The 11,846-nt window shown below is 70.3% G+C and carries 12 protein-coding genes; 10 read left to right on the top strand and 2 right to left on the bottom strand.

Features of this window, described 5'->3' with window-relative positions; translation table 11 throughout:
• The 4 genes from ABTZ17_RS29355 to ABTZ17_RS29340 form a co-directional block, all read left to right on the top strand.
• The coding region (locus tag ABTZ17_RS29355; RefSeq protein ID WP_352198783.1) for a tetratricopeptide repeat protein at positions 1-1,010 on the top strand (1,010 nt) is incomplete at its 5' end.
• 113 nt (positions 1,011-1,123) lie between these two features.
• Positions 1,124-1,408, top strand: coding sequence for a hypothetical protein (locus ABTZ17_RS29350; protein WP_352198782.1), 285 nt, complete (start codon positions 1,124-1,126; stop codon positions 1,406-1,408).
• Positions 1,405-1,800, top strand: a complete 396-nt coding sequence (locus ABTZ17_RS29345) for a PIN domain-containing protein (protein WP_352198781.1) — start codon at positions 1,405-1,407, stop codon at positions 1,798-1,800. The genes ABTZ17_RS29350 and ABTZ17_RS29345 overlap by 4 nt, the downstream gene beginning before the upstream one ends.
• 182 nt (positions 1,801-1,982) lie before the next feature.
• Positions 1,983-2,450, top strand: coding sequence for a hypothetical protein (locus tag ABTZ17_RS29340; RefSeq protein WP_352198780.1), 468 nt, complete (start codon positions 1,983-1,985; stop codon positions 2,448-2,450).
• Positions 2,451-2,510: 60 nt separating this feature from the next.
• On the opposite strand, the gene ABTZ17_RS29335 is transcribed toward ABTZ17_RS29340, so the two are convergent.
• The gene (locus ABTZ17_RS29335; RefSeq protein WP_352198779.1) at positions 2,511-3,581 is read right to left on the bottom strand and encodes a NucA/NucB deoxyribonuclease domain-containing protein; all 1,071 of its coding nucleotides are present in this window, start codon (positions 3,579-3,581) and stop codon (positions 2,511-2,513) included.
• Between ABTZ17_RS29335 and ABTZ17_RS29330 the strand changes: the two genes are divergently transcribed.
• The 4 genes from ABTZ17_RS29330 to ABTZ17_RS29315 all read left to right on the top strand — a co-directional run bounded on the left by ABTZ17_RS29330 (position 3,562) and on the right by ABTZ17_RS29315 (position 8,697).
• Positions 3,562-3,813, top strand: coding sequence for a hypothetical protein (locus ABTZ17_RS29330; RefSeq protein WP_352198778.1), 252 nt, complete (start codon positions 3,562-3,564; stop codon positions 3,811-3,813). The two genes, ABTZ17_RS29335 and ABTZ17_RS29330, sit on opposite strands and share 20 nt — an antisense overlap.
• Positions 3,814-4,635: 822 nt before the next feature.
• Positions 4,636-6,576 carry a serine/threonine-protein kinase gene (locus ABTZ17_RS29325; RefSeq protein WP_352198777.1) on the top strand — a complete coding sequence of 647 codons (1,941 nt, stop codon included), beginning with the start codon at positions 4,636-4,638 and terminating at the stop codon, positions 6,574-6,576.
• Between the two features lie 303 nt (positions 6,577-6,879).
• Positions 6,880-7,527 (top strand): GmrSD restriction endonuclease domain-containing protein, encoded by a 648-nt coding sequence (locus ABTZ17_RS29320; RefSeq protein WP_352198776.1) that lies wholly within the window; start codon positions 6,880-6,882, stop codon positions 7,525-7,527.
• Positions 7,528-7,587: 60 nt separating this feature from the next.
• Entirely contained in the window at positions 7,588-8,697 is a 1,110-nt protein-coding gene (locus tag ABTZ17_RS29315; protein WP_352198775.1) for a hypothetical protein, read from the top strand.
• A gap of 109 nt (positions 8,698-8,806) precedes the next feature.
• Here ABTZ17_RS29315 and ABTZ17_RS29310 read toward each other — a convergent pair whose 3' ends face one another.
• Positions 8,807-9,580, bottom strand: coding sequence for a hypothetical protein (locus tag ABTZ17_RS29310; protein ID WP_352198774.1), 774 nt, complete (start codon positions 9,578-9,580; stop codon positions 8,807-8,809).
• A gap of 311 nt (positions 9,581-9,891) precedes the next feature.
• On the opposite strand from ABTZ17_RS29310, the gene ABTZ17_RS29305 reads away from it, so the two are divergent.
• Positions 9,892-10,728: a hypothetical protein gene (locus ABTZ17_RS29305; RefSeq protein WP_352198773.1), complete on the top strand. Its 837-nt coding sequence runs from the start codon at positions 9,892-9,894 to the stop codon at positions 10,726-10,728.
• An 827-nt stretch (positions 10,729-11,555) separates the two neighbouring features.
• Entirely contained in the window at positions 11,556-11,729 is a 174-nt protein-coding gene (locus tag ABTZ17_RS29300; RefSeq protein WP_352198772.1) for a hypothetical protein, read from the top strand.
• The last annotated feature ends 117 nt before the right edge of the window (positions 11,730-11,846 follow it).

Raw genomic sequence — 11,846 nt, 5'->3', positions numbered from 1 at the left:
TCCGCACCCTCGGCCCCGACCACCCCCACACCCACCTCGCCCAAGCCAACCTCGCCACCACCTACAGCCACCTCGGACGCCACCAAGACGCCCTCCACCTCGGAGAGCAGGTCGTGGCGGATCGGATCCGCACCCTCGGCCCCGACCACCCCCACACCCACCTCGCCCAAGCCAACCTCGCCACCACCTACAGCCACCTCGGACGCCACCAAGACGCCCTCTACTTGAAAGAACAGGTCCTCACCGACCGGATCCGCACCCTCGGCCCCGACCACCCCCACACCCACCTCGCCCAAGCCAACCTCGCCACCACCTACAGCCACCTCGGACGCCACCAAGACGCCCTCCAACTAGAAGAACAAGTCCTCACCGACCGGCTACGCACCCTCGGCCCCGACCATTCCGACACCCACCTCGCCCAAGCCAACCTCGCCCACACCTACAGCCAGCTCGGACGCCACAACGAAGCCCTCCACCTCAAGGAACAGGTCCTGGACAACCGGATCCGCACCCTGGGCCCCGACCACCCCAACACCCACCTAGCCCAAGCCGACCTCGCCGTCACCTACACCGACCTCGGACGCCACCAAGACGCCCTCCAACTAGAAGAACAAGTCGTCACCGACCGGCTACGCACCCTCGGCCCCGACCACCCCAACACCCACCTCGCCCAAGCCAACCTCGCCACCACCTACAGCCACCTCGGACGCCACCAAGACGCCCTCCAACTAGAAGAACAAGTCCTCGCCGACCGGCTACGCACCCTCGGCCCCGACCACCCCGACACCCACGATGCCCAAGCCAACCTCGCCACCACCTACACCGACCTCGGACGCCACCAAGACGCCCTCCAACTAGAAGAACAAGTCCTCGCCGACCGGCTACGCACCCTCGGCCCCGACCACCCCGACACCCGCCTCGCCCGACGCAACCTCGCCGTCACCTGCATCAACTTGGGGCGCGAAGATGACGCAGAGCCGCTGAAGCGCAGCGGGCCTGCCTCTGCGTGACCAGTCAGGGCCGGCGGTGTCCCCCTCAGGGGCGTGATCGCCTCCGGCCAGGGACGGAATGAGGGAGGCTTCGAGGCGCGCGCAGTGCGCTATAGCGGTGTTACGGTATTTCTATGGCGAATACGACGATCCAGGTGACGAAGCAGACGCGGGACCATCTCGCGGCTCTCGCGGAGGAGCGGGGCCTGTCGATCGGGCAGCTCGTCGATGCCCTGGCCTCCGCCGAGCCGACCGCCGCTCAGCGTGCCGCCGAGGTGGAGGCGGCGCGGGCGCATGCGCGGGAGGTGATCGGGGTGGAGATCAGTGATGCCGAGTTCGCCTCGTTGGACGTGTTGGGGAATCTGCGGCGGATCGCCGCGGAGAAGGTCCTCGCCCTGCCGGGTGAGGACACGGCGTGATCATCCTCGACACCGGTGCCGTGACCGCGCTGGCCACCGGGCACAAGGCCTTGAACGCGCTCGCGGTGAACATCACCGCGAGCGGGGACCGGCTGCTGGTGCCGGCCATGTGTCTGGCGCAGGCCGAAGCCGACCACTCCGGATCCGCACGAGCGGTCCTCGGGTATCCGTGCACGGACGTGGAGACCCTCGGGCAGATCGACGCGCCCGCGGTCGGGACGATGTTCCGCGACGGGTACGGGGGCATGGATACCTGCCACGCCCTCTACACCGCCCTACGGCGCACCGGGACCGGCGGCATGCCCATCCTCCTCACCGACGACGAACACCGCTACCCACCCGGAATCCTCGCCATCGGCATCGACACCCCCGGCATGCTCGGCTACCACTGACCCCCCACACCGGACCACGGGCGACGGACCACGAGCGACGGTCCACGGTCCGCGGGGCTGCGGCCCGAACGTCCTCCACACGACGCCCAGGGGCACGACGGCGGTGGCCTGTTCCGAGAGCTGCGGGCCCGGGGGCCCGGTAGGGTCCGGTGACGGTCGGCCGCGGTGAACGGGGTGTTGTGGTGGCGGAGTTGCTGACGCGCGAGGTGGTCGAGGTCCCGGTGGAGTTCTCGGCGTTCGCCTTGCAGGAGGAGAACGACACCGAAGTCCCCGCCCCGTTCCCGGAAGGCCGCGACACCGGCTCCGGGCAGGCACTGCTCACGGCGCACGATCGGCGGATCGACTTCGCCAGCGCCGCACACACCCACGACGCGACACTCACCGCCGAAGTGTGGAACGGCGAACCGCCCACGGACGCCGGCCAGCCCTGGGAGGCCCAAGGTGAGGCGGAGATCCTCTCCGACAGCGGGGTGCTGTCGGTGGAGTCGATGTCCGGCACCGGCGACGGCCGCATCGAACTCGGACAACCGGACACGCTGTGGAAGGTGAGGGCCTACAGCAGCGGCAGGGCCGCAGTCGCCCGCCTCGCCCAGGTGGACGTGCCCGAAGGCGTGGAACGGTACCTGGTCCAGTTCTGGCCCTCCACCTGACCCCGGGCCCGGCCCCCGCGGGCGCGCGGCCGGTGTCGGCGCTGCGCCCGCGGGGGTGGGTCAGGAGGCGATGGTGATGATGTAGGCGTCGACGTCGTCGCCGCCGCTGAAGCCGTCGAGGATCCGGTTGCGGTCCATGAAGAGCTTCAGGATGGTCCCGCCCGCACCGTTGTCGGTGTCGCGGATGGGCCGGGCCGAGAAGTTGTCCTTCGGCTTGGCCGGCTCGTACTTGCTCTGGGCCGCGCCCTCGTAGGTGCTGGCGAAGGGGTACTCGTCGCATTCGCGCCGCACGCCGGGGACGCTGGTGACGTAGTCGCGGCCCCAGTGCTTCACACAGGTGGCGATCGCGGCCCGTCGGTTGGCCTTCGAGCGCTTGGCGTCGTGCTGGAGCCGGTGCAACGGCCGCTTCAGGTCGAACCCGGGCACCGACTTCGCCGCGTTGACCGGCTTGGTGGTGTTCGGCCGCAGCCGGGCGTCGTCCAGGTGCTGGGCCGCCGCCCGCTCCTCGGCACCGGCCTTGGAGCTGTAGGGCAGGGTGGGTACGACCGGCAGGGCGGCTCCGCCGCGCTTGGCCCGCACACCGTCACCGGTCTTGTTGAAGAGGTAGGACGCGGAGTCCCAGCGGCCCGCGAGGAACCCCACGCCGACACGGCCCGTATCGGGCGAGGTGTAGGGGGCGGGGAAGGTCAGCTTGACGAACGGCTCGTAGACCATGTTCACCAGGTCGTCCTTGCCACTGCCCTGATCCGGCGCCACCAAGATAGTGTGGACATACTCCGGCCTGGCCTTCAGGGCGTCGAAGCTCAAGGTCGGCGGGACCTGCCCACCGAACTTCTTCACCACGTTCTTCGGCCAGGTCGTGATGTCGCCGTCGGTGTCGACCTTCAGACCGCCCGTCTGGGTACTCCCCGTTTTGACGAAGTCAGTGAACAGGTACTGGACCCGGATCGTGCGGTCGTTCTTCTTCGGGACCGTCTCGATCACCCACAAGGTGAAGGTGCTCTGCCCGACCGGCCTCCCACGCCGCAGCCACGTCTGGACGAACTGGGTGCCCGTGCACATCGCGTACCGGGACTTCACCGCGAACAAGCGGCCGCCCTGAAGGCCCTTCTTGCACTCCGCCTGCGTCATCGTCCGAGGCGGCTCCGGATACGTCACCCCCAGCGGAAGACGCCCGGCCATCGACGGCGACAGCCAGGAAGGGACCGCCGCCTTCGCGATACCCGAGCGCGCCGGGACGATCGCCTCCATCGGCAGCTTCCCCGCCGCGGTCCCCACCGACGGCACCACCCCCCGCCATCCGGCACCGGACGCCCGAAGCACCCCCAGCGAAGGCACCGCCACCCCGGCCGGGAGCGTGTAGGTCACCACCTCGGGCCGATCCCCGGCCGGAACCGCAACAGCGGCTGCTGCGGCCGGTGGAACCAGCGGGAGCAGAACAACGGCGGCCAACGCCGCCTGGGCGCGTATGTGCCAGGACTTGATCATGCAGATCCCCCCCTAGAGATCCGCCGCTTCCTCACGAAGCGACCCACAAGACCTATCGCAAATTCACACTCGCGCACACGAGTTGACCAGGATTAATCGAATCCTTGTCCGGATACCTTACCTTCAGCCCTCACAGCATCAGAGAACGCACCTACGCAACTCCTTTTCAGGTGACGAGCCATAGGGGATGACGCCGGCTAGGGAGGATTTCGCCGGTTCGATCTGCAAACAGTCAAGGAAACGGCCGCTCGTCGCCCTCGCCGACTGGCGCAGCACAGCCGCACCCGGGCCGCTGCCGGGACAGCACAGCAGGTCACGACCAGGAAGCCGGCCCAGAGCTCAGGCACCCATCGGGTGCGGCACCGCACCGTCACCCCTGCGACTACCCCCTCGCCAAGGAGCTCGACGAAACAACCGACTCCTCCACGACGACACCAACAGGCCCCGACCTGCACCACAGGGGCTTCCAGCACCGGATCGACGCCCGGCCGGCCGGGCACAGCACCGCCCCACCCCGCGACACGGGCACTCGGAACCCGACAGCCGCGGCCTGACCTGTACCAGCAGCCCGGAGGCCGGCTCCCCAACTCGCCTGGCTCCGGATCACGCATCACGCCCCCGCGAGCGGGAGCCCGGGGGCAGAATGCGGACACGGAACGTTGCTCGGGTGCGGACGTGCGGGTGCGTGGGGGCGCTGGTGGAGGTAGGGGTTCGGCTGGCCGGGCGGTACAAGCTGGTGGAGCGGCTGGGGTGGGGAGGGATGGGCGAGGTCTGGCGCTGCACGGACGAGGATCTGCAGCGTGACGTCGCGGTGAAGGTGCTCCATGACCGGGCGACTTCTCCGGAGGCGTTGACGCGGTTCAAGCGTGAGGCGACCATCGGGGCCCGCATGCGGCATCCGCGGATCACCGTGGTGCACGACATCGCCCGGGACGACGACCGGTTGTTCATCGTGATGGAGCTCCTCCACGGCCAGAGCCTCGCCACCCGCCTCGCCGAGTTCCCCGACGGACTGCCCATGGAGGAAGTCGTCCGCCTGGCGGTGCAGGTGGTGGAGGGGCTGGTCGCCGCGCACGAGCAGGGGGTGGTGCATCGGGATCTGAAGCCTGAGAACCTGTTCCTGCACAGCGACGGGGTGAAGATCTGCGACTTCGGGATCGCCCGCTCCGCCGACGCCACCCCGGGTCTGACCCGGACGGGGAAGCCCTTCGGGACAGCGACGTACATGGCTCCCGAGCAGTGGCGGGGCGAACACGTCGACGCCCGCTGCGACCTCTACGCCCTCGGCTGCGTCCTCCACACCCTCCTCACCGGGAGTCCGCCCTTCACCGGGGGCTACTACAACCTCATGCGCTCCCACGTCGAGGAAACCCCCAAGCCGCCCAGCCACGACCGCCCCGACACACCCCCCGCCCTCGACGCCCTCGTCCTCGCCCTCCTGGAGAAGGAACCCGGCAACCGGCCCTCGCGTACCCGCGACGTGCTCACCACGCTCGGCGGACTGGTGCAGTCACCCGGGCCCACCATGCGGGGCGCAGCCGGCAGCCAACCCAGCGCTAGGGACGTCGTCACGGCCTTCCATGAACAGGCCGAGGCCGCCGCTGAGAGGTTCGATCCGGCTCGGGCCCGAGACCTCGCCCACATCGCCGTGGAAGTCGCCGTACACGTCTTCGGACCCGACGACCAGCTGACCCTGTCCAGCCGCCACGACCACGCCGAGTGGACGGGACAGGCCGGCAACTCAACGGCGGCCCGCGACCTCTACGTGGATATCGCCGCCGACCGCGCCCGCGTCCTCGGACCCGACCACCCCGACACCCTGACCAGCCGCCACCACCACGCCAGTTGGATCGGGCACGCCGGGAACGCGGAGGCGGCCCGCAATCTCCACGAGGGCGTCCTCGCCGACCGCATCCGCCTCCTTGGCCCCGACCACCCCGACACCCTGGCCAGCCGCCATAACCAAGCCAGGTGGACCGGGCACGCCGGGAACGCGGAGGCGGCCCGCGACCTCTACACGGTCGTCGTAGCCGATTACACCCGCGTCCTCGGACCCGACCACCCCGACACCCTGACCAGCCGCCACAACCACGCCGAGTGGGTTGGGTCCGCCGGGAACGCGGAGGCGGCCCGCGACCTCCACGAAGCCGTCGTCGCCGACTGCACCCGCGTCCTCGGACCCGACCACCCCGACACCCTGTCCAGCCGCCACAGCCACGCCGAGTGGGTTGGGTCTGCCGGGAACGCGGAGGCGGCCCGCGACCTCCACGAAGCCGTCGTCGCCGACTGCACCCGCGTCCTCGGAGCCGACCACCCCGACACCCTGACCAGCCGCCACAACCACGCCAACTGGATTGGGCGCGCCGGCGACGCGGAGGCGGCCCGCGACCTCCACGAAGCAGTCCTCGCCGACCGCGCACGTATCCTCGGCCCTGACAACCCCGACATCCTGCTCAACCGCCACAACCACGCCGAGTGGACCGGGCTCGCCGGCGACGCGGAGGCGGCCCTCAGCCTCCACGAAGCAGTCCTCGTCGACCGCACCCGCATCTTCGGGCCCGACCACCCCGACACCAGGATGAGCAGTGAGCGGCGCGAATTCTGGCGGGCGCAGGCGAGGAGGCGGGGCAGGGGGTAGGAGGCCGTCGCGGAGTTGCGCCGGCGCTCCCGGCGCCGCACCGGACCGGCGGTCTGCGGCCATGAGCTCGATCGACGACGAGCACCAGCATCCGCCTGGCGGGCATCTCCCAGTCGCCCGCATTCCGGACCCGTGAGGGCACCGCCGCCCACCTGCAGGACTTCCGCAGTGCCCGTCAGGCACCGTCGGCCGGCGGGCGGGTGGTAAGAGGGCTCGTTTCTGCGGTGAACCCTTGTCCTCCGGGAGAGTGACCGGCCCGAATCGGCATGGCCCGGCCGGACGGCGCCCCTGTATCACCGCCGCATGATCAAAAACCTGCGCCGCATGCTGCTGTCCTCGATGTGCGCCTTCGCCGTCCTCGCCCCGGCCTCCCCCGCCCACGCGGACGAGGTATCGCTCGTCGACGGGATCGTCGCGCTGCCGGTGGCCGAGGAAGTCCGTGACGGGTACCGGCGGGAGCTGTACCCGCACTGGAGGGACGACGACAAGAACGGCTGCTCGGCGCGGAACGACGTGCTGATCGCCGAGGCCATCGAGGCGCCCACCGTCGGTGCGGGGTGCGCGTTGACGGGCGGGGTGTGGCACTCCTATTACGACGACACCCTGGTCGCCGGGCCCTCCGGGGTCGACATCGACCACCTGATCCCGCTCGCGGAAGTCCACGACTCCGGTGGCTACGGCTGGACCACCGAGCGGCGCCGCCGCTACGCCAACGACCTCGGATCCGACGTCACCCTGGTGGGAGTCTCCGCGCGATCGAACCGGCAGAAGGCCGACCAGGACCCGGCCACCTGGATGCCCATGCCCGCGGTCCACTGCCGGTACCTGGGCGAGTGGGTGGCCACCAAGCACCGGTGGGGCCTGGCCGTCGACACGGTCGAACGCGAAGCACTCCTGCGATACGCGGCCGACTGCCCCAACGCCCGCCTCACCTACGACCCCGCGGCCTGAGCGGGCCTGGCGTCGGTGCGAGATGCGGCCGGACCTGCGGCCGCAGAAAGGTAGAACGTGATGGGCAAGAAGAACGTCAAGTCCGCCAAGTACGCCAAGCAGGCCAAGCAGCGCAGGGCCGCCGCGGCCCGCCATGCCGCGGTGTTCAGCGAGATCCTGCGCGGGGACCGGGAGCGCGCCGCCACCGTCATCGGCAGCGGGCCGCGCGCTTCCTCCAGCACGCCGTGGTCCGACTTCATCGACGCCCACCCGACCGTGGCCGACGCGGTGGCGGTGGCGGAGGGTGCCGGTGGAGTGATCTCCTGCTTCTCGGTGGACGACTCCGGCGAGTTCGAGCGAAGCCTGCGTCGCGAGCCGGACGGCTGGCGGTACGAGGTCGTCCTGTACCCGTGGATCAGCCTGCGCGACCTGGTCAAGGCCTGCTGGCTCAACGCCGAGGACCGGGACCAGGCCGTGGAACAGCTGCGCCGGGCCCTGGCCGCGGACGTGCCCGAGGAACTGCGCCACCCCGAAGTCGAGACCGTGGTGCGCACGTCGACCTCGCAGGTGCCGCGCATCGGTTGGGCGCAGAGCCTGTCGTCGGAGGGGTTGGTGACGTGGGAGGACGTGGCCCTGGCGGAGAAGGGCATGTCCTTGTTCGGCCTGGCGCCGTACGCCTGTGAGACCGAGGTGCTGTCGGAAGCGAGGTTCGCGTTGTTCCGGGAGCACGGTCTGATCGCTCAGGCATGTGCCGGGTGCGGGGCGGCGGTTTCGGAGCGGCATCCGCACTGGCCCGGGGTGCTGGTGGCCATGGATCACGAGTACGGGCCCGTGTGCGACCGGTCGCTGCTCGAAGGGGAATCCTGGCAGCAGGTCGGCCACGTGCTCGACGTCGCTCGGGCCCGCCCGGCCTCGAAGGCGACGGGGACGGAACGCAAGACGCGCTGCCGTCACTGCGAGCGGGAGATCACCGACCAGCACCCGGACTGGCCCGGCATCTGGAGCACCGTCGACAGGTACCGCAGCCCGATCTGCGCCGTGGTGGGCTCCGGGGGCTCGGAGGACCAGGTCTACGACCTGATCGACTGTGTGTACCCGCACGCCGCGGTCGACGAGGACTGCCCGGTCGACTCTGCGGTCACCAGGGCCCGGGACATCGGCTACTACGCGCCGGCCCTCCGGCTCGGCTGACCGCGGGCATCACAGCGATGCAGGGGGCCGGGTCCGGCCGCACCCTCTGCCGGTGCCGGGCCCCACGAACCCTGCTGACGGATCGCGGCACCGTCGGTGTCGCGATCCGTCAGCGGGGTTCGGCCCTGGCTTCGTAGCGGGTGCGCAGGTGTCGGAGCAGGGTGTGGGTGTACTGCACGAGGGGGCGGTGTCGGCCTTCGTCCAGGACGAAGGCTATGGAGTAGGTGTCAGGGCTGCTCTGGCGGGCGGCGACGGGCGCGGAGGCTCGGAGGTTGGTCCAGTAGCGGCCGTGCGCGAAGCCGGAGGCGGCTTGCCAGGCGGCGTCCACGGACGTCGGCTTCAGTCCGGCGGATTGGGCGGCTTCCTTGATGGTCAGCCCGGCCTGGGGCTTGCTCAGGGATCCGGGATCGATCCCGAGGGAGGTCGCGAGGTCGGCGATCTGCCCTCGGCGTTCGCGTCCGGTCTTGCCCTCGGGGCCCGGCTCGTGGCCGGAGGCGACCTCGTGGTTGGCACGGTTGCGCATGTCCTCGTACCACAGGGCCAGGGTGCGGCGGCGGCGCTCGGCGCGGCCGGGTCCGTCCAGGAGCCAGACGCCCATGGCGAAGTTCTCCAGAGCGCCGCGCATCAGGGTCCAGGGGCTGAACGGGTCGACCTCGCCGGCGTGGACGAGCCTGCGCAGGGCGTCGGCGTGCGCGATGCCCGCGCCGTAGGAGTTCCGGATGAGGAAGGACGCCGAGTAGGTACCCAGCGGCTCCTCGTCGACATGGAGGCTGCTGGAGGGGGCGGGATCGGACAGAGGCTGATAAGCACCCTGTTCACGACGGCTCTCCAGCTCCTGGAACAGCGGCAACAGGTAGGTGTGGTCGAAGCCCGGCGACGTCATGGCCGAAAGAGTACGGAAGGCCACTGACACGGCCCCTTCGCATCGGGCCGACAGGTCCCCGTGGCCGTCGGCGCTCCCACGGGGTTCTGCCGGGCTGGGGCATCGTGTTCCCACGACACGCTGCCCGGACTGACTCACGGGATCTGACGGTCGGCGCTACGATGTGGCTCCCGGCTGGACACGTACGCCGGTCGCCCAGCCCGTTGCCGCGCCCACGCCGCCGACGGAGCCGGCCAAGGGCCTGAGGGCCCCGTGCAACTACCGCTTCGTCATTCGGCGGGAGCGTGGGCCTGCCGTGAGACGGACTGGTCATGCCCAAGAAGCGCACGACGAACCAGCAGCGAGCACGCCGCCAGCGCAACGCCGGGGCGAAGTACATCCGCGCCCTGCGGGAAGAGGCTTCACGAACGAGCACGGGATTGCCGCAGTCCTTCGGCGACGCGACCGGCGAGCACGGCTTGACCATCGCCTTCCCGTACGGGTTCGACGGGTACGCGCGCCTTGGGTGCGTCGATGTCCGGGCCTACGGCCCCGGAATCCAGATGTCCGTCCTCCCGGCGGAGTCGATCGATGCTGCCACAGGTGCCGCCCCCTGGGTGACCAGCTATTCCGTGGGAACGAACGGGGTTCAGGGCCCTGCGGATCGGCTCGCCGGGCTGCTGGCGACGTCCACTTCCGGAGACATCGCCCGCACGGGTGAGGGCCACACGATCGTCTACGCCGCCGATCCCGTCACAGGGCTCGGGGCGCTGGCAGAGGTCGACTCGGCCCTGCTGCTTCTGCCGGAAGGGACGCCCGCCCCTCCCACCGAGGGGATTTTGCGACGCATGAGGCTGCCGCTGGAGGTCTGGGAGGAGCTGGGCCGCGCCATGAGCGCAACGGTCATTCCCCGCGCCGAGGCGGGCTCCGCCCAGCCCGGGACGGTGATGGGGCATCATCCGTGCGATGCGTGCGAGCGGCCGGTGTTCGACAGCTGTCCCTCCACCGTGCTCATGGGCCGCGACGGCCTGATGGTGGTGTGCCCGTCGTGCGTGGACGGCAGCTCCCTCGCCCTGTGCCGCGGCATGTCCGCTGACCGCACGCTGCCGCCCGTGGAACCGACTCTTCTCGCACGGATCGAGGGGGCGCGGGCCGCGGCGCTCGCGTAACCGCCGCTCTTCGACGTCGCTCCTCACACCCACGGGTACGGGTGAGGAGCAACGTCGTCGGCCGATCCTCCGGATGTCGGACCGCGCCGTTCGATGTCCCGAAGTACGACCTCGCCGAGGCCGAAACACCTGCGTCCTGTACGGCGGGCCTGTACAGGACGGCGGTCGTCCGCGGCGGAGGGTTCGGTGCGTCCAAGGAACGAGCAGCGGTCCCACAGGCACGATCAAGGGACCGCCGACGTGGTCCGTTTTGCGGGAATTTTGCGGTAGGTGCCGTGACAAGACGGTCAAGACCGGGGCGTGCGTTCGTTCGCGGTTGCGAGGGTGGCGCATCGTGGCGATGGGTCGCAGGGGGCGGACGGGTGGACTCCGGGGGAACGGCGGGAGCGCCACGATTCGTGACATCGGCTGCCGCGACGGCCGTGTTGACGCATTATCGGATCGTGTTCGGTTCGGTGTTGACCGGATGTGCTCACGGCGTCCGAGGATCTCGCCCGCGGGGCGGGCCCGGGGGGCGCATTCGGGGTGCGGGGCGTTGTTGGCCGTGCACCGGCGCTTGCGTAGCGTGAGGCTCGGGTGGCGACGTACCGTGCATATGCCGTGCCTGGGAGTGAAGACCGGGTGCGGACAAGGCCCTGGCTGGGGCTCGCAACCAGTGGCCAGGGCCTCGTCAACCTCACGAAACGGCCGTGTGCCGACTTGAGTTATCCCGGGAGGGATCCGTCATGCCGTCTGACCGTTTGCGTCGCCGGAGTCCGTTTTATGCTCCGGCGTTAGGTGCCGAAGCTATCATGCCGTCCTCAACTACCCGTGAAACCAACGGTGTCTTGACGGTCACGACGAGCGGGGTGTTCTTCGTCGCGGCCGTGGTGCTGCCGATGATCCTGATCCTCGCGCCCGGCGTGGTCGCCGATCCGGCGGTGTGGGCGCCGGCCGCGGGTCTCCTGGCGGCCGGCGGGTACGGGTCCCGGCTCTCCTACCGGCGGATTTACCGCACCTGACCCCCACCCTGCCGCCCCCGCCCGGCCCCGCACCCGCCCGCCCCGCCCCGTCGCCCCCTGGCCTCGGACGTGGGAGTCAGGGGCCGGCGCTGCGAGCAGAGCCAGTACGGGCCGGGC

The organism is Streptomyces sp. NPDC097619 (genome assembly GCF_040302735.1).
Classification (GTDB): domain Bacteria; phylum Actinomycetota; class Actinomycetes; order Streptomycetales; family Streptomycetaceae; genus Streptomyces.
The sequence above is the reverse complement of the archived record's forward strand: the minus strand, read 5'-3'. Positions and strand labels throughout refer to the sequence as shown.

Coding starts and splice junctions, on each gene's coding strand:
- ABTZ17_RS29350 (WP_352198782.1), top strand. CDS start 1,124: ATGGCGAATACGACGATCCAGGTGACGAAGCAGACGCGGGACCATCTC.
- ABTZ17_RS29335 (WP_352198779.1), bottom strand. CDS start 3,581: ATGACGCAGGCGGAGTGCAAGAAGGGCCTTCAGGGCGGCCGCTTGTTC.
- ABTZ17_RS29320 (WP_352198776.1), top strand. CDS start 6,880: ATGATCAAAAACCTGCGCCGCATGCTGCTGTCCTCGATGTGCGCCTTC.
- ABTZ17_RS29315 (WP_352198775.1), top strand. CDS start 7,588: ATGGGCAAGAAGAACGTCAAGTCCGCCAAGTACGCCAAGCAGGCCAAG.
- ABTZ17_RS29310 (WP_352198774.1), bottom strand. CDS start 9,580: ATGACGTCGCCGGGCTTCGACCACACCTACCTGTTGCCGCTGTTCCAG.
- ABTZ17_RS29305 (WP_352198773.1), top strand. CDS start 9,892: ATGCCCAAGAAGCGCACGACGAACCAGCAGCGAGCACGCCGCCAGCGC.